The sequence below is a fragment of the Roseateles sp. 22389 genome (assembly GCF_052044995.1).
GTDB lineage: Bacteria > Pseudomonadota > Gammaproteobacteria > Burkholderiales > Burkholderiaceae_C > Roseateles.
In genome coordinates this window covers 30749-48144 of the sequence record NZ_JBQEOF010000018.1, presented here as the reverse complement: position 1 = coordinate 48144, position 17396 = coordinate 30749, and the positions used below count along the sequence as shown (strand labels likewise).

The 17396-nt window shown below is 73.0% G+C and carries 15 protein-coding genes; 7 read left to right on the top strand and 8 right to left on the bottom strand.

The window, feature by feature from the left end; genetic code table 11:
• The first annotated feature begins 240 nt into the window (after window positions 1-240).
• The gene (locus tag ACTJKJ_RS21115; protein WP_440821839.1) at window positions 241-1245 is read left to right on the top strand and encodes a PAS domain-containing protein; all 1005 of its coding nucleotides are present in this window, start codon (window positions 241-243) and stop codon (window positions 1243-1245) included.
• 37 nt (window positions 1246-1282) lie between these two features.
• Here the strand turns inward: ACTJKJ_RS21115 and ACTJKJ_RS21110 are convergent, their stop codons facing one another.
• Entirely contained in the window at window positions 1283-4393 is a 3111-nt protein-coding gene (locus ACTJKJ_RS21110; protein WP_440821837.1) for a sensor histidine kinase, read from the bottom strand.
• Between the two features lie 188 nt (window positions 4394-4581).
• Between ACTJKJ_RS21110 and ACTJKJ_RS21105 the strand changes: the two genes are divergently transcribed.
• Window positions 4582-5223: a response regulator transcription factor gene (locus tag ACTJKJ_RS21105; protein WP_321170207.1), complete on the top strand. Its 642-nt coding sequence runs from the start codon at window positions 4582-4584 to the stop codon at window positions 5221-5223.
• A 43-nt stretch (window positions 5224-5266) separates the two neighbouring features.
• Here the strand turns inward: ACTJKJ_RS21105 and ACTJKJ_RS21100 are convergent, their stop codons facing one another.
• From ACTJKJ_RS21100 to ACTJKJ_RS21090, 3 genes are all read right to left on the bottom strand, one after another.
• Complete coding sequence (locus ACTJKJ_RS21100) at window positions 5267-5689, bottom strand: organic hydroperoxide resistance protein (protein ID WP_297386539.1); 423 nt, start codon at window positions 5687-5689, stop codon at window positions 5267-5269.
• Window positions 5690-5759: 70 nt separating this feature from the next.
• A complete protein-coding gene (locus tag ACTJKJ_RS21095) occupies window positions 5760-6785 on the bottom strand; it encodes an alpha/beta fold hydrolase (protein WP_297386542.1) in 1026 nt (341 codons plus the stop codon).
• A 19-nt stretch (window positions 6786-6804) separates the two neighbouring features.
• Window positions 6805-7644: an alpha/beta fold hydrolase gene (locus ACTJKJ_RS21090; protein ID WP_440821834.1), complete on the bottom strand. Its 840-nt coding sequence runs from the start codon at window positions 7642-7644 to the stop codon at window positions 6805-6807.
• Window positions 7645-7874: 230 nt separating this feature from the next.
• On the opposite strand from ACTJKJ_RS21090, the gene ACTJKJ_RS21085 reads away from it, so the two are divergent.
• The 5 genes from ACTJKJ_RS21085 (at window position 7875) to ACTJKJ_RS21065 (ending at window position 14397) form a co-directional block, all read left to right on the top strand.
• Window positions 7875-8561 carry a TetR family transcriptional regulator gene (locus ACTJKJ_RS21085; protein WP_297386548.1) on the top strand — a complete coding sequence of 229 codons (687 nt, stop codon included), beginning with the start codon at window positions 7875-7877 and terminating at the stop codon, window positions 8559-8561.
• Between the two features lie 244 nt (window positions 8562-8805).
• Window positions 8806-9663 carry an FAD binding domain-containing protein gene (locus ACTJKJ_RS21080; RefSeq protein ID WP_440821832.1) on the top strand — a complete coding sequence of 286 codons (858 nt, stop codon included), beginning with the start codon at window positions 8806-8808 and terminating at the stop codon, window positions 9661-9663.
• 31 nt (window positions 9664-9694) lie between these two features.
• The gene (locus ACTJKJ_RS21075; protein ID WP_440821830.1) at window positions 9695-12478 is read left to right on the top strand and encodes a molybdopterin-dependent oxidoreductase; all 2784 of its coding nucleotides are present in this window, start codon (window positions 9695-9697) and stop codon (window positions 12476-12478) included.
• Between the two features lie 87 nt (window positions 12479-12565).
• Window positions 12566-12913, top strand: coding sequence for a DUF3311 domain-containing protein (locus ACTJKJ_RS21070; protein WP_440821828.1), 348 nt, complete (start codon window positions 12566-12568; stop codon window positions 12911-12913).
• Complete coding sequence (locus ACTJKJ_RS21065) at window positions 12910-14397, top strand: sodium:solute symporter family protein (protein ID WP_440821826.1); 1488 nt, start codon at window positions 12910-12912, stop codon at window positions 14395-14397. Before ACTJKJ_RS21070 ends, ACTJKJ_RS21065 begins: the two co-directional genes overlap by 4 nt.
• On the opposite strand, the gene ACTJKJ_RS21060 is transcribed toward ACTJKJ_RS21065, so the two are convergent.
• From ACTJKJ_RS21060 to ACTJKJ_RS21045, 4 genes are all read right to left on the bottom strand, one after another.
• Complete coding sequence (locus ACTJKJ_RS21060; RefSeq protein ID WP_091731060.1) at window positions 14327-14725, bottom strand: response regulator transcription factor; 399 nt, start codon at window positions 14723-14725, stop codon at window positions 14327-14329. The genes ACTJKJ_RS21065 and ACTJKJ_RS21060 overlap by 71 nt on opposite strands.
• Window positions 14725-15411, bottom strand: a complete 687-nt coding sequence (locus ACTJKJ_RS21055) for a response regulator transcription factor (RefSeq protein ID WP_440821824.1) — start codon at window positions 15409-15411, stop codon at window positions 14725-14727. Before ACTJKJ_RS21055 ends, ACTJKJ_RS21060 begins: the two co-directional genes overlap by 1 nt.
• Before the next feature lie 96 nt (window positions 15412-15507).
• On the bottom strand, window positions 15508-16683 hold the full coding sequence (locus ACTJKJ_RS21050) for a thioredoxin family protein (RefSeq protein ID WP_440821822.1): 1176 nt from the start codon (window positions 16681-16683) through the stop codon (window positions 15508-15510).
• A 5-nt stretch (window positions 16684-16688) separates the two neighbouring features.
• Entirely contained in the window at window positions 16689-17339 is a 651-nt protein-coding gene (locus ACTJKJ_RS21045) for a DUF4148 domain-containing protein (RefSeq protein WP_440821820.1), read from the bottom strand.
• Between the last annotated feature and the right edge of the window lie 57 nt (window positions 17340-17396).

Sequence of the window (17396 nt, the reverse complement as noted above, 5' to 3'; positions counted from 1 at the left end):
CGTGCTTCGTTGAACGTGCGTTGGTACGGCTGGTTTCGGGGATGTCTGATGACGTCGCCCAGTTTGCGCAAGCGCCGCGCGGCCGTTCGAAAGGAACTCCAAAGCTTGAACAACCGATTCATCACTCCGTTCTCACGCCGTCGTCACCAACCTCAAACCCATGGGTCCGCAGCAGCCAGAACGTAGCGACGGCGACAACGTTCGTTCGACAATCGCGCATCCCAACATCCGGCCACGTCCGTGAGCGGTGAGATCTTCGTCTTCGGACGCTGCGAGGTACGTGTCGCGCAGCGGCAAGTCCTGCTCGAGGGCCATCTCCGGCCGCTCGAACCCTTGCCTTTCGACCTGCTGGTCTACCTGATTCGCCAGCGGCATCAGGTCGTCACGAAAGCCCGTCTGCTCGACGAGGTGTGGCGCAACCGGCACCTCGGCGAAGCCGTGATCTCGGTGGCGGTGCAGAAGGCGCGACTGGCGATCGGCGACAGCAGCAGGCGAGCGAGGCTGCTCGTCACCGTGCCGCGGCGCGGCTATCGCTTCGTCGGCGAGCCGGACGCGCCGCGGATGCTGGACAACGTCCGCCCGGGCGCCGCGCCGCAACAGCCCGCCTCCCTGCTCCTGGCCAATCGGCCACTGCTGCTTGCGCCGCAAGTCGACGGCTCGCTGATCGGATGGCTGGAGCGCCTGGCCCGCGCCGACGACGCCGCGGCGCTGACGGTCGCCGGTCGACTGCTGGAGCAGGCGCATGCGGCGGGACTCGTGCCGATGGAAGCCGCGGTGCATCGCGTGCTGGCCCGCCTGCATGAGCGCCAGGGCGCCTCCTGCCTGGCGCGGCTGCACCTCAACGAGGTCATGCGCCTGATGGCCTCCGAGGCACCGCCCTGGGAGGCTCGCGATGGTCGCCATCTCCTGTACCACGCCCTCGATCAGTCGCCCGACCCGATCTTCATCAAGGACCAGGCGCATCGGTGGGTGTTCCTCAACCGGGCGTTCTGCCGCCTCATCGGCCAGGCGCGCGAGGACCTCCTCGGCAAGTCCGACTACGACTTCTTCCCCGAGCGACAGGCCGACGTCTTCTGGCAGCAGGACGACGTGGTGCTGCGGTCCCGCGAGGAAAGCACCAACGAGGAAGTCATCACGCCCGCGCGGGGCGCGACCCACATCGCCACCACGACGAAGGCGATCCTGGTCGACGACAGCCGGGAGAGCTTCCTGATCGGCACGCTGCGGTGCCGGCAGCACGTGTAGGCGCCAGGACCCGAAGGCACGGGCGAGCGCGGCGATCTCAGGCTCGAGCGGTGCCTGCCTGTTCGTCGCCTTCAGCCGGTGAAGCCGGCGCCGCCTCATTGCCGTATGCCTTGGACGCCCGCATCACCAGCGCGACCACCGTCCCGCGGCCCGGCGTGCTCGTGATGCGCAGCCGCGCGCCCAGGCCCTTCGCCCGCTCGCGCATCGAGGCCAGCCCCAGGTGTCCCGGCCGTCCCTGCGCCGCCAGTGCGGGCGACATGCCGGCGCCGTCGTCGCGCAGCGTGACCCGAAGCCACCATCCGCCGAAGCGCCAGCTCATCGCGATGCGGTCCGCATGCGCATGCCGGAACGCGTTCAGCAGCGCCTCGCCGAGGATCAGCCGCAGCTCGTCCCTCACCTCCGGCCGCAGCGGCCGCTCCCGGCCCACCGTCACCAGATGGAACTCGCCGTCGTAGTCCCGCGCCAGTTGCGCGGCGATGTCCTCCAGCTCGCGCGGCAGGCTGCTCCCGGTCTCGCCGGCGCCGCGCAGCGCCATCACGCGGCGACGGCTTTCGTCGAGCACCTCATCGGCCATCACCAGGTCGGCATCGATGGCCGCCCTCACCGGATGCGCCGTGGGCAGCTGCGCCGAGTGCGCCTCGACGCGCAGGATCAGCCCCTGCACGCCCTGCAGCAGCGTGTCGTGCAGCTCACGGGCGATGCGCTCGCGCTCGGCCATGCGAGTGCGCATCTGCTCGCGGGCGCGCCGTGCGGCCTGCCGCAGCCGCAGCCGGTGCAGCCCCCAGGCGAGCGCCGCCGCGGCCGCCACGCAGAGCGCGCGGAACCACAGGGTCTGGTGGAAGGCGGCGGGAATCTCGATCTCCTGCACCGCCTCCTCGCGCGCGGCCAGGCCGTCGTTGTTGAGTGCCAGCACGCGGAAGCGGTAACGCCCCGGGCTCAGGCTGGTGTAGACCGTCTCGCGCCGCGCGCCCGCTTCGCGCCAGCGCGCGTCCACGCCCTCGAGCCGATATCGGAAGCGCACCCGCTCGGGCACCGCCAGGCTCGCAGCGGAGAAGCGCAGCTCCATCATGTCCGTGAGCCGCGGCAGCACGAGCGGCGCGCCGACCGGGTACTCCGCGCCGCCCGCGCGCAGCCCGGTGATCCGCACCACCGGCGCCACCGTGTTGCGGCGCGGCTGCAGCGGGTCCAGCCAGGCGACGCCGGTCGTGCCGGCGAACCACAAGCGGCCGTCCCGGCCCTCGACCACGCTCGGCTGCGGCCAGAACGAGGTCGCGCTGCCGGGATACCCGTCGAGCGCGTCCAGCACCTCCAGCGCCAGCGGCTGGCGCGGATCGGCGAGGAAGCGCTCGAGCGCCTCGCGGCGCACATGCACCGCGCCCTTGCGCGCGTTGAGCCACAGGTCGCCATTCGCCGTCTCGACGATGCCCGACACACCGGCCAGCGTCTCCTGGCCGTCGGCGACCAGCGGAATGAAACGATCGCCGCGCAGCAGGCTCACGCCGAAGTCGCCGGCGATCAACAAGCGCCTGCGCCCCGCGTGGACATGCCGCACGTCCCCGACGTCGACGCCCTCTTCCGGCCCGAAACGCCGGGCCTCGCCATCGCGCCAGCGCCACAGCTGGTTGCCCTGCAGGCCCAGCCAGAGCGTCCCGTCCGCGGAGGCGGCGACGGCCGCCTCGATCGGGCCGGCCACGCCCGGCAACGTCAGCGGCGTCCAGCGGCCGTCCTCCCAGCGCTGCACGCCGGCCCGCTGGAAGGCCACCAGCACGCCGTCCCCGCTCGGCACGATGCCGTTGATCCAGCGCTCCCCGAGCGCCGGTGGCCGCGGCACCTCCGTCCAACGCGCGCCCTCACGGCGCCACAGCCCGCTCGGTCCCCCCATCCACAGCCGTCCGGCGCGGTCGCGCCCCATCGCGGTGATCTGCCCCTGCGGCCCGGCCTCGCGCTGGCCCTCGCCCGCCGGGCCGGCCATGCGCCACAGCGACGATGCCACCGGCGAATACGCCGACACCATCACCGCGCCGTCCGCCTCGGCCGACAACGCGTAGTTGCTGGTCGCGCGCGGCATCGGTGCCGGCACCAGCGGCGAGCGGCGGAAGCGGTCGAGCCCGCTCTTGGTCGCCACCCAGAGGCTGCCCTCGGCGTCCTCCAGGATCATCATCCCGAAGTCGCCCGACAGCCCTTCCGGCGCGGCCATGCGCTCGGGCTCGCCGGTCAGCGGCACGCGGTCGCCCTCCAGCGGCCACGGCAGGCGACGGCGGCACAACCCGGCCGGGCAGTACACGGTCCACAGGTTGCCCTCGCGATCGGCGATGGTCGACGACCCGCGCCGCGTCGCGAGTACGGGATCGCGGGTGAGCGGCGCCTGCGACACGGCAGGCGCCTTGCGCATCTCCTGCGGGTGGACGAACCACATCTCGCCGCGGATCACCTGCAGGCTGACGGCGCCGGCGCAATCGCCGACCGGACGGAAGCGCGTCTCCCCCTGCGGCAGCGCCAGCAGCCGCTCGTCGTCGCACACCCACACCGTGCCGCGGCCATCGGCCACCACGCCGTCGATCGCGCGCGTCGGCACGCCGTGCTCGGGGCCGATGCGGGTCCAGCTCGTCCCGTCGAAGCGGAACAAGCCGGTCGGGCTGCCCGCCCAGACCGTGCCGCCCGAGCCCTCGGCGATGAAGCGGATGCGCGCCGCGGCGACGGCTTCGTCCTCCGGCACCCGCCACACCTGGCCGCCGCGGATCCGCACCAGGCCGCGCGGGAAGAAGGCCGCCCAGAGATCGCCGTTGGACATCGCCACCAGGCGCCCCACCGCCGCGGAGGGGAAGAGCTCGGGCGGGTTCGGCCGGAAGCGCTCGAAGCGCACGCCGTCGAAGGCGGTCAGCCCGTTCGGCCCGCCCATCCAGAGCAGGCCGTCGGGGGTCTGGGCCATCGCCCAGGTTTCCATCGGCACGCCGTCGGCGGCGGTCCAGGCGTGGTGATGGAACTGCTGCAGGTGCAGCGTGCGGTCCAGCGCCCAGGCCGGCCGGCCACCGGCCAGCAGCCAAGCCGCCAGCAAGGCGGGCGGCAGCCAGGCCGTCCACGCCGGCACGGCGCGCGCCGCACGCTCGGCGCGGCGGGTCGTAACGGGCTTCGGGCGGGGCGGCGTCATCGGGCCGGAACGCTATCAGAACTTGGCGGCGGCGCCGTCGGTCGGGGACGGTCGGGCGATCAGCGCGCGAGGCACGGGATCGCGCGCCGGGCGCTAACTCTTTCGAGGGAGGGCGCGGGACCTTGCGCAGGCGCGGGAGGGGCCGCTGCGGCTACGCTTCGGCCCTGACGCTTCCGACCCGAGCCCGCGTGATCGATCCCGCCCTCACTTCCCCGGCCATCACCGTGATGGCCGTCGATGACCATGCGCTGATGCGCAGCGGCATCGCGTCCGTCATCGATGCCGAGCCCGACATGCGCCTGGTGGCCGAGGCCTCGACCGGGCTGGAAGCGGTGGCGCGTTTCCGCCAGCACCAGCCCGACGTCACGCTGATGGACCTGCGCATGCGCGACATGGACGGCATCGAGGCGATGACGGCGATCCGCCGGGAGTTCCCGCAGGCGCGAGTGGTGATCCTGACCACCTTCCCGGGCGACTTCCAGGCGGTGCGGGCGATGAAGGCCGGCGCGAGCGGCTACCTGCTCAAGGGCCTGATGCGCACCGAGCTGATCGAGACCATCCGCGGCGTGCATGCGGGGCAGCTGATGGTGCCGGCGGTGATCGAGGCCGCCATCGCGGAGCACGCGGGCAGCCGCACGCTCTCGCTGCGCGAGACGCAGGTGCTGCGCCTGGTGGCGCTGGGCCACGCCAACAAGGAAGTGGCCGAGAGCCTGTCGCTGACCGAGGAGACGGTGAAGGTCCACATGCGGACCATCCTCGGCAAGCTCTCCGCGAAGGACCGCACCCACGCGGTCACCATCGCGCTCAAGCGCGGGATCATCGAGCTCTGAAGCCCGGCCGGCCGACGTGGCCGTCACGGCCGGGCCCCGGCATTCACGCCACCGTGAACGTCACCTCGATGTTCCCCCGCGTCGCCAGCGAGTACGGGCAGATCTGATGCGCGCCGTCCACCAGCGCCCACTTCTGCGCCTCGGTCAGGCCGGGCAGCACCACGTGCAGCTTCGCCGCCAGCGCGAAGCCGCCGTCGGCGGTCGTGCCGAGCGAGATGTCGGCCTCGATGGACGCGTCGTCGGGCACGCGGATCGGCTCGGCCGTCTTCACGCGGCGCATCGCGCCCATGAAGCAGGCCGACCAGCCCACGGCCAGCAGCTGCTCGGGGTTGGTGCCCGGACCGCCCGAGCCCGGCAGGCTCAGCCGGACATCGAGCGCGCCGTCGCTGGACTTGCCGGTGCCGTCGCGGCCGCCAGTGGTCCGCGTGGAACCGGTGTAGAGGACCTTGTCGATCGTGCGGGTCATGGAGAAATCCCTCGAAGTCGGAAAGTGGAATGGAAGGCAGGGGTGTAGTCAGCGGCGGCGGGCTCGGGGCTCACCACTGCGCGACGTCGACGACGGCCTTGGCGAAGTCGGCCGGCGCTTCCTGCGGCAGGTTGTGGCCGATGCCGCCAGTCAGCGCGCGGTGCTCGTACTTGCCGGTGAAGCGCGAACGGTAGGCGGCCGCCGGCGGATGCGGCGCGCCGTTGGCATCGCCCTCCAGCGTGATCGTGGGCATCGCCACCGTCTTCACCTGCGCCAGCCGGACCTCGAGCGGCTCGTACTGCGCGTCGGTCTCGGCCGCGCCGATGCGCGAGCGGTAGTTGTGCACCACCAGCGCGACATGGTCCGGGTTCACCAGGTTCGCGGCACTGCGCTCGAAGGTCGCGTCGTCGAAGTTCCACTTCGGCGAGGCCTGGTGCCAGATGAAGCGGGCGAAGGCCTTCAGGTTCTTCTCGTAGCCGATGCGGCCGCGCTCGGTGGCGAAGTAGTACTGGTACCACCACGTGAACTCGTCGGCCGGCGACAGCGGCGTCAGCGCGGTCGTCCGGTCCAGCACCAGGAAACCGCTCACCGACACCAGCGCCTGGCAACGCTCGGGCCACAGCGCGGCCATCACGCAGGCATTGCGCGCTCCCCAGTCGCAGCCGCCGAAGATGGCCTTGCGGATGCCCAGCGCGTCCATCAGCGCGATGCCGTCCGCCGCCAGCGCGGTCTGCTGCGCCGAGCGCATCGTGGCGTCCGAGAGGAAACGCGTCGTGCCGTAGCCGCGCAGGTGCGGCACGATGACGCGGAAGCCCTGCGACGCCAGCATCGGCGCGACGTCCTCGTAGCCGTGGATGTCGTAAGGCCAGCCGTGGAACAGCATCACCGGCGTGCCGTTGCGCGGACCGAGGTCGATGTAGCCGATGTTCAGCGGGCCGGCGTCGATCTGGCGCACCGGGCCGAAGGCGGCGCGGCCGACGGCGACCGGGGCGGCGGTGGCGGCGGTCGCCGGGCCGGTCAGCCCGCTCAGGGCCAGGCCGGCACCGGTCGCGGCGGCGAGCGACAGGAAGTCGCGGCGGTTCGTGTCTGCGGTCATGGGGTCTCCTGTGGCCGGCTCAGTCGGCGGACTTCGCGGCGGTTTCGATCAGCGCGGCGACCTCGTGGGCATGGCTGACCATCGGCACGTGCGACGCGTTGGGGATCACGACGGTGCGGCGCGCATGCGCGCGCTCAGCCATCCAGGCCATCGCGGCGGGCGGGATGTTCTTGTCCGCGGCGCCGTAGACGAAGTACACCGGGTGGTCCTTCCACGCGGTGCCCTGGCTGGGTTCCTTCAGCGCCGCCTCGGCCACCGGGCGCTGGCCGACGGCCATCAGGCGCGCGGCATCGGGCTTCACATCGGCGGCGAACTGGTTGCGGAACTTGTCCTGGTCGATGTACAGGTCCACGCCGCCCTCGGGCAGCGGCACCGGAGCGGCCAGTGCGTCGCCCAGCGTGCTGCCGGGGAACTTGCCGGCCAGCTCGACCACCGACTCGCCCTGCTCGGGCGCGAAGGCCGACACATACACCAGCGCCTTCACCCGGGCGTTGCCGGTGGCGGCACTGCTGATTACCGAGCCCCCGTAGGAGTGCCCGACCAGCACCACCGGCCCGGGGATCTTGTCGAGCAGGCTGGCGGTGTAGCGCGCGTCGCCGGAGACGCTGCGCAGCGGATTGGCGACCGCGACGACGGGATAGCCCTTGCCGCGCAGCTCGCCGGCCACGCCGTTCCAGCTGGAGGCGTCGGCGAAGGCGCCGTGGACCAGCACGATGGTGGGCTTAACGTCAGCGGGCGATGCGTCCTTGGCGAACGCGGGCCCGGCGGCCGTCAGCGCGACCGTGACGCCCAGCGCGGCGAAGGCGCCCAGCGCGGCCGAAGCGCGGGAGCGGAGGGAACGGGACGAAGATGAAGACATGGTGACTGCCTCTGCAGGATCGGGTGGAGGTCGGCGGAACCCCTGTCCCGCCACTGTCCGCCATCAGAGCAGCGCCGCCCTGCGCGGCAAATTGAACCTGCGGGCGCGCCGCCCCCTACCTGTGTATGGTCCGCGGACCGTGGACAACCCGGTTGCCGCTGGCCTCCGCCCTGCGTATCATGAGGCGATTCATGTAGTGCCCGCTACATGAAATCGCATTCAGGACATTCATGGCTCAGAAGAAGCAGACCCAGGCGGTGCGCGGCACCGGCGTGCGCGAGGCCGCCGCGCAGGCCACCCGCGACAGCATCCTCAAGGCGGCGACCAAGGTGTTCGCGCGCTACGGCTACGACGGCGGCAGCATCGAGAAGATCTCCAGCTCGGCCAAGACGCACGACCGGATGATCTATTACTACTTCGGCAGCAAGGAGGGCCTGTTCATCGCGGTGCTCGAGGGCATCTACGACCGCATGGACCGGGCCGAAGCCACCTGCGCGCCGGACACCGCCGATCCGGTCGCGGCGCTGAAGACGGTGATCCGCTTCAAGATCGACTACTACCGCCGCCACCCCGAGTTCGTCACGCTGCTCAACACCGAGAACCTGCACAAGGGCAAGCATGTGGCCAAGTCGGAGAAGGCGGTCGAGTACTCGTCCACCGCGGTCGACCTGATCCGCGACATCCTCGATGCCGGCGCCGCGCAAGGGCTGTTCCGCGCCGACCTGCGCGCGCGCGACGTCTACCTGCTGATCGTGTCGACGGCTTATTTCTTCACCTCCAACCGCCACACGCTGTCCGCCTTCCTGGGCGAATCGCTGGAGACGCCCGAGGCCGTTGCCGCCTGGGAGCGCTTCGTCATCGACAGCGTGCTGCGCGTGGTGCGCGCCGATGCGGCGCCGCTTCCGCTCACGGCCTGAACCGACTGCGCGATCGCGCCGCGCGTTCAGCGCAGCGCTCCATCGGTGCGCACGGGGATCGCGCTTTCCCGGATCGGGTACCCCGTTCGAGGTAGGGCGTCGCCGCTGCGGTGGACATCGATGCCGGCGGGCGTTCGCGAGGCGCATCGCGACTTGTAGGATGAATTCATCCGGTCCGGCATGGCCCGTGCCCCCTGCGCGCGAGCGCCGCGCGTGCCAGGACGGGCCCCCGCCGACTGCCCCGATGACCTACTTCCGTCCCACCTCGCTGGAGGACGCGCTCGCCGCGCTGGCCGAGCCGCTGCCCTCGCCGCGCCGCGTCCTGTGCGGCGGCACCGATGCCTACGCCGATCCCGGCGCGCGGCCGCCCGCGGGCGGGTGGATCGACATCAGCCGACTGGACGCGCTGCACGGCATCGCGCCGCGCGACGGCGAGCTGCGCATCGGCGCCGCCACGAGCTGGGACGCGATCGAGCGCTGCGCGCTGCTGCCGGCCTCGCTGCGCGAAGCGGCGCACCAGGTGGGCTCGCGCCAGATCCGCGTCGCGGGCAGCGTGGGCGGCAACCTCTGCCACGCGGCGCCAGCGGCGGATGGCGTGCCGCCGCTGCTGACGCTGGACGCCTGCGTCGAGCTGGCCAGCCTGCGCGGCGTGCGCCGCCTGCGGCTCGATGAATTCCTGCTCGGCCGCCGCCGCACCGCGCTCGCCGCCGACGAGCTGCTCACCGCCGTGCTCCTTCCCGCCGCCGCGACCACCGGCCGCACCGCCTTCCTGAAGTGCGCCAACCGCGATGGCACCGCGCTGGCCGTGGTCTCGGCCGCGGTCCGCCTGCGCTGGTCCGGGCGCGGCGTCGTGGCGCAGGCCGCCGTGGCGGTCGGCGCGGCGTCCGAGGTGCCGGTCCGCCTGCGCGCGCTCGAGCAAGGCCTGGAAGGCGCCCGGCCCGAGTCCCTGTCGCCGCTGATCCGCGAAAGCCGGCTGCCCGAGCTCGCGCCGATCGACGATGTGCGCGGTTCCGCCAGCCTGCGCCGCCACCTGGCGCGCGTCGCCGTCGAACGCGCCTGCGCGCGCTGCCTGCAGGAGGCCATCGATGGCGCACCCGCCTGATCCGACCTGCCCGCGTGCGGCGAATCCGCCCTTGAGCGCAACGGCCACGGCGCCGGGCTGGGTCGAGATCAACGGCCACCCACACCGCCTGCCGACCGATCTGTCGCGCACCGCGGTCGACTTCCTGCGCGAGGACCTGCGGCTGCGCGGGACCAAGGTCGGCTGCGGCCAGGGCGACTGCGGCAGCTGCACGATCGTCGTCGACGGCGAGCCGCGCTACGCCTGCGTGACGCCGGTCGCGCAGCTCGACGGCCGCCGCGTGACGACGGTCGAGGGCCTAGCCACGGCCAGCCCCTGCGGCGCGCGCCTGCAGCAGGCCTTCCTGGCGCACCAGGCGGTGCAATGCGGCTTCTGCATTCCCGGCATGCTGATGGCGGCCTCGGCGGCGATCGACGCCGGCGAGGTGCGCGACCGCGCCGGCGCCTGCGCCGCGATCGACGGCGTGCTGTGCCGCTGCACCGGCTATCGCAAGATCGTCGACGCGGTGACCGAGGTCGGCACCGGCGCGGCACCGCGCCCGCTCACCCCGCCGCCCGGTGCCGGCGAGGGCGCGGCGGTCGGCCGCCCGCTGACGCGCCTGGACGGGCCCGAGAAGGTCGACGGCAGCCAATGCTTCGGCGCCGACGGCATTCCCGCCGACAGCCTCTACCTGCGCGCGGTGCGCTGTCCCTTTCCGCGCGCGCGCTTCGTGCTCGGCGACCTCGACGCCTATCTGCGCGCCCACCCCGGCCTGCATCGCGTGCTGACGCATGCCGACGTGCCGGGCCGCAACCTGCATGGCATCGCGCCGGCGTATGCCGACCAGCCGGTGCTGCCCGCCAGCGAGGCGCGCCACCACCTCGAGGCGATCGCGCTGGTCGTCGGAGAGCGCGCGGCCGTCGCGGCGCTGGACCTCGCCGGCTTCCCGGTCGAGTGGGAGCCGCTGCCCGCCGTCTTCACCGTCGACGAGGCCGCCCGCCCCGACGCCCCGCTGCTGCATGCGAACCGCGCCGGCAACCTGCTGGTCGAGGGCCGCGTGCTGCGAGGCGACGCCGCCGCCGCGCTGCGCGAGGCCGCGCACGTGGTCACCGGCCGCTTCGCATCGAGCTTCGTCGAACACGCCTACCTCGAGCCCGAGGCCGGCTGGGCGCGCCGCGTCGGCGACACGATCGAACTGCATTCGCCGACGCAGGCGCCGCACCCGCACCGCGAGGACCTGGCCCGCGTGCTGGGCGTGCCGGAGCCGCTTGTGCGCGTCGTGCCGACCGCCGTGGGCGGCGGCTTCGGCGGCAAGCTGGACATGACGGTGCAGCCGCTGCTCGCGGTCGCCGCCTGGCACCTGGACCGGCCGGTCGCGATCGTGTTCAGCCGCGAGGAGTCGATGGCCTCGTCGACCAAGCGCCATCCGGCCCGCATCGTCTCGACGATGGCGGCCGGCAGCGATGGCCGGCTGCGGGCCGTCGAATTCGAGGGCGACTACAACACCGGCGCCTTCGCCTCCTGGGGCACGGCCGTCGCCAACCGCGTGCCGGTGCATGCGGGCGGTCCCTACCGCCTGCCGCATTACGCGGCCCGCGCGCGCGCCATCCACACGCATGTCACGCCGGCCGGCGCCTTCCGGGGCTTCGGCGTGCCGCAGACGACGATGTCGCAGGAACAGCTGATCGACGAGCTGGCGCTGAAGACCGGCTGGGATCCGCTCGAATTCCGCGCGCTCAACGCGCTGCGGCCCGGCGACACGCTGCCGACCGGCCAGCTGCTGGACGAGAGCGTCGGCCTGGTCGAGTGCCTCGACGCGCTGCGACCGCGCTGGACCGAGGCGCTCGCGCGGATCGCCGCGCGCAATGCCGAGGCGCCGCCGCAGCGGCGTCACGGCGTCGGCCTGGCCGCGTTCTTCTACGGCTGCGGCAACACCGGCACGCCCAATCCGTCGACGGTGCGCATCGGCGTGCGGCCCGACGGCACGCTGGTGCTGCACCAGGGTGCGGTCGACGCCGGCCAGGGCTCGAACACGGTGATCCCGCAGATCGCGGCCGACGCGCTCGGCGTGCCGGTGGGCCGGCTCCACATCGTCGGGCCCGACACCCACCTGACGCCCGACTGCGGACGCACCTCGGCCTCGCGCCAGACCTTCGTGACCGGACGCGCGGCCTTCCTGGCCGGCACCGCGCTGCGGCGGCGCATCCGCGCGCTGCTGCGCGCCGCCGAGGACGCGCCGGTCCACTTCGGCGAGGGCTGGGTCGGCGCGGGCGACGCACGCCTGTCGCTGCGCGAGCTGCCGCTGGATGCCCATGGCTACGCGCTGTGCGCCGAGGAGCGCTTCGATCCGCCGACGCGCTCGCTGGACGCCACCGGCCAGGGCCGCCCCTATGCGACCTACGCCTTCGGCGCGCAGATGGCGGAGGTGGAGGTCGACCTCGAGACCGGACGCGTGCGGGTGCGCCGGGTGGTCGCGGCGCACGACGTCGGCCGGCGCGTCAACCCGACGCTGCTCGAGGGCCAGATCGAGGGCGCGGTGGCGCAGGGCGTCGGCCTGGCGCTGATGGAGCAGTACCTGCCCGGCCGCAACAACAACCTGCACGACTACCTGATCCCGACGGTGCACGACGTGCCCGAGGTCGAGGTGCTGTTCGTCGAGGCACCGACGCCGATCGGGCCCTACGGCGCCAAGGGCATCGGCGAGCCGGCGCTGGTGCCGACCGCCGCCGCGATCCTGAACGCGATCCACCACGCCACTGGCGCGCGGGTGCGCGAGGCGCCGGCCACGCCGGACGTCGTGCTGCGCGCGCTGGCCGCCGCCGGCCGCGGCTTGCCGCTCGCTCCCGGTGCCCGGTGATGCGCTGGATGCTTCGATCTCCGTCGATCCGCCGCGCCTCGCGGGCGCCGGCGGCAATGCCCGCCTCCCGGAAGGAATGACCCGGTGATGTCCGACACCCACCTCGAGTCGCCGTCGCGGCGCCACCGTTGGCTGGCCCTGCTGCCGGTGCTGCACGCGCTGGCCGGCGTGACCGTCGCCAACCGCGTCCAGCCCTTCGTTCTGGGACTGCCGTTCTTCATGGCCTGGACCATCGCCGGCATGCTGCTGACCGCGCTGGTGATGGCGGCGATCTACCGCCTCGACCCCGCCAACCGCGGCGACGCGGAAGCGGCGCCCGACCTCGGCGACGACGTCAGCGGGAATATCGGCGGGAATATCAGCGAGCACATCAGCGGGCACCGCAGCGGCAATGGCAGCGCCAGCGCCAGCGCCCACGCCGGGAGCGACGCATGAACGCGGCCACCGTCATCCTGCTGCTGACGCTGGCCTTCGCGCTCTGGACCGGCCTGCGCGCGCGGCGTGGCGTCACGATGGACCTGGCCCAGTGGAGCGTCGGCGGGCGCGGCTTCTCCGCGTTGCTCGTGTTCGTGCTGATGGCCGGCGAGCTCTACACCACCTTCACCTTCCTGGGCGCCAGCGGCTACGCCTACGGCCACGGCGGCGCGGCGCTCTACATCCTGGTCTACACCTGCCTGGCCTTCGTGATGTCGTACTGGCTGCTGCCGCCGATCTGGCGCTTCGCCAAGCGGCATGGCGCGATGACGCAGCCCGAGGTCTTCGCGCGGCTCTACGACAGCCCCGCGCTGGGCCTGCTGGTCGCCGTGGTCGCGCTGCTGGCGCTGGTGCCCTACCTGGTGGTGCAGATGAAGGGCCTGGGCCTGATCGTCGAGCTGACCTCCTACGGCACGCTCTCGCCGGCGACCGCGGTCTGGATCGGCGCCAGCGTCATGACGGTCTACGTGATGCTGTCGGGCATCCACGGCTCGGCGCTGACCGCGGTGGTGAAGGACGTGCTGGTGCTGCTGGTCTGCGTGTTCCTGGGGCTCTACCTGCCGTACCACCACCATGGCGGCATCGGCCCGATGTTCGAGCGCATCGAAGCGGCGCGGCCCGGCTTCCTCGCGCTGCCCGCCGAGGGCCGCAACGCCGTGTGGTTCAGCTCGACCGTGGCGCTGTCGGCGCTGGGCATGTACCTCTGGCCGCATGCGTTCAGCGCCGTGTTCACCGCAAAGTCCGAGCGCAGTTTCCGCAAGAACGCGGTCGTCATGCCGCTGTACGCGCTGGTGATGCTGTTCTCGATGTTCGCCGGCTTCGCGGCGGTGCTGGAGGTGCCGGGCCTGAACGGCGGCCAGATCGACCTGGCGCTGCTGAAGCTGTCGCTGAAGACCTTCGACCCCTGGTTCGTCGGCGTCATCGGCGCGGCCGGCATGCTCACCGCGCTGGTGCCGGGCTCGATCATGCTGATCTCGGCCTCGACGCTGCTGGCGCGCAACCTCTACCGGCCGCTGTTCCCGCGCAGCGACGATGCGCGGCTGGCCACGGTCTCGCGGCTGGCCGCGCCGCTGCTGACCCTGATCGCGGTGCTGCTGACGCTGGGCGGCGGCGCCAGCATCGTCGCGCTGCTGCTGATGGGCTTCGGCATCGTCACGCAGCTGGCGCCCGCGCTGCTGGCGGCGCTGGTGGCGCCGCGGCTCGCCAGCCGGCACGGCGCGATCGCGGGCCTGCTGGTCGGCGTCGGATTCGTCGCCTTCACCGTCGTCACCGGCGCGACCACGCGCACGCTGCTGCCCGCCGCGCCCGGCTGGGTGCATGACCTCAACATCGGCATCGTCGGGCTCGCGCTCAACCTGGTGGTGATGCTGGGCGTCAGCCGGCTGGCGCCAGCGCGCGGCGCACCCAGTCCTCGAGTTCCCCTGCGTCGACCGGTTTCTCGATGACGCACAGCGCGCCCTGCCCCATCGCCCGCTCGCGCACCGACGGCGAGGTCAGCGCGGTGATGAACACGGTGGGCACGGCCAGGCCGTCGCGCTGCAGCCGCGCCAGCAGCCCGATGCCATCGAGGCGGGTCATGTGGATGTCGCAGACCAGGCAGCCGACCCGCGGCGCCACCTCGTCCTCCAGGAACTCGATCGCGGACGCGTAGCTGCGCGCCTCCCAGCCGACCGCGCGCACCAGGCTGCTGGTGGCGGCGCGGACGAAGGGATCGTCGTCGACGATGGCCACGAGCGCGCGCGGCGGCGCCGACGGGTGGCCGATGCCGGGCATCAGGCGGCCTCGCGGATCACGCCGATGGCCTGCATCTTGCGCACCAGCTCCGCCACCGAGCGCGAACGCATCTTGCGCATCGCCTGCCCGCGGTGGATCTTGGCGGTGATCTCGGCGATGCCCATCTCGCCGGCGATCTGCTTGTTCATGCGCCCCGCGGCGACATGCCCCAGCACCTCGCGCTCGCGCGGCGTGAGCGAAGCCCAGCAGCCGCGCACGTCGTCGAGCGCGCGCTCCACCGCCAGCCGGCGCGCATCCGCGTCCAGCGCGGCGACCACCGCATCGATCATGTCCTGGTCGCGGAACGGCTTCTCGAGGAAGTCGCGCGCGCCCGCCTTCATCGCCCGCACCGTCATCGACACGTCGCCGTGGCCGGTCATGAAGATCACCGGCATCGGCCCGAGCCCGCGACCCGCCATCGACTGCTGGAAGGCCAGGCCGCTCTCGCCGCGCAGGCGCACGTCCAGCACCAGGCAGCCGGGCCCGGTGCCCTTGGGCGCGGCGAGGAAGGCGGCGGTGGTCGGGAAGTCGCGCACCTCCAGGCCCATCGACCGCAGCAGGCTGGCGAGCGAGCCGCGGATCAGGTCCTCGTCGTCGACGATGTAGACGGTGCGGCGGGCGGCCGCGTCCGCGGTCGCCACGGCGGGAGGGCCGGGTCGGACGGACGATGGGATCAGGGACTGCATGACGGACACCTCGATGCGCAGGCGCGCAAGGTAGCAGAAGCAACGGCGCCAGGGACGCCCGCGAGGGCGTCCCTATACGCATGTATGAGCGGGCGCTCAGCCGAAGGTGAAGGCATAGGCGCGCACGCCGGGGTCCAGGAAGCGGATCTCGAGGCGCCGGTCGCGCACCGCGCCGCGCTGGCGCACCAGCTGGTAGAGCCGGCTGGCGTTCACGCGCCCGCGCCCCTGCGCATCCACGTCCAGGCCGTGTTCCTCGCCGGGCGGCTGGCCGTCGATCGTCAGCACGAAACGCGCGCCGTCGGGTGGCCCGGCCATCACCAGGTGCAGGTCCCGCGCATGGAAGCGGATCGCGATCGCGCCGGCACCGCCCGCGCCGGCAGGGCCGCTGGCATCGCTGCCGGCCGTCATGCCGCCCAGCTGCGCGAACTCCGGCCCCACGGTCCAGATCCCCGACAGCGCCCATTCGTTCAGGCCCAGGCGGCCCGCCGAGTAGCGCCGTGGCTGGTCGCGCAGCAGCGGCTCCGGCGACGCCATCGCGTTGGCCTGCGCATACCCGAGGTAGCTTTCCGGCGAGCGCAGGTTGTCGAGGTCCGCGGGCATGCCGACGCCGCTCAGGTCGGTGCCGGCGCGCGCGGCCGATGGCGCGGTGCCCGCCGGCGTGGCCTCGCGCAGCAGCGCCTGGATCGCCTGCTCGGTGGCGTCCGCGCCTTCCTCGCCGAACTGGTGATGGCGCAGTCGCCCCTGCGCGTCGACCAGGTAGATCGCCGGCCAGAAGCGGTTGCGGTACGCGCGCCAGATCCGGTAGCCGTCGTCCAGCGCGATCGGGTAGTCGAGCTTCAGGTCCTTGGCCGCGCGCGTCACGTTGGCCGGGTCCTTCTCGAAGGCGAATTCCGGCGAGTGCACGCCGATCACCACCAGCCCCTGCCCGGCGTAGCGCTGCGCCCAGGCGCGGACGTGGGGCAGCGTGCGCAGGCAGTTGATGCAGGAGTAGGTCCAGAAGCTGACGACGACGACCTTGCCGCGCAGCGCCTCGAGCGCCAGCGGCGGCGAGTTGAGCCAGCCGGTGGCGCCGGCGAAGCCGGGCGCGACGCCCTCGACGGGCGGCGTCGCGACCGGGCGGCCCTGTGCGACGGCGGGCACGCCGGTCGACAGGCCGGCGGCCATCGCGACCGCCGCGAACAGGCGCCGCGGCGGCGCGACGGCGCAGGCGCCGGCCGCGAGTCCGAGCGCCAGCGCGCAGGCGCCGACGGCGATCAGGGCCAGCGTCTCCATGGCCGTCAGCCCTGGCGGCCCAGCGCCGTCACCAGCGTCTGGTAGCGGCCATCGCGCTTGAGCGCTTCGTAGCGCGCGCGGGCGGCGGCGTAGGCGGCGGTGTTGGCGGACGGCTCGCCCTCGCTGCGATCGAAGGCGGCCAGGCCGGACTCGCGGTAGACCTGCAGGTCGGCCAGCACCTCGGCGCGACTGAGCGGGCGCTCCATCATGTCCATCATCGTCAGCTCGTCGTAGCGCTCCCGCGCGGCCAGCAGCGCGGCGGAGGTGTTGGACTCCTCACCGTCGCGGCGCTCCGCGTCGGCCAGGCCGGAGTCACGGTAGGCCTTCAGGTCCTTGAGGACATCGGCGCGGCTCAGCGCCTGCATGCGGGACACCGGCAGGCCGCGCAGCGCCAGGTAGCGCCGGCGCGCCTCCCGCCAGGCCGCGGTGCCGACCTGCGACTGCGAGTCGTCGCGCTCCAGCGCGGCCAGGCCGGACTGCTGGTAGACGGCCAGGTCCTGCTCCACCTGCGCGCGGGTCACCGGCGCGGCGGCGGCGGGTTCGCCGGCGAAGGCGACCGACATCAGGCCGGCCAGCAAGGCGCCGCCGAAGGTGAGGGCCAGCACCAGGCGTTGCGGCTGGAAGCGCGGACGGAAAGTCATTGGGGACGGATTCATCTGGAACTCCTTGGATCGGGGTTGCCCGGCGGCACAGGCCCGCCACCCTGTGCGGCG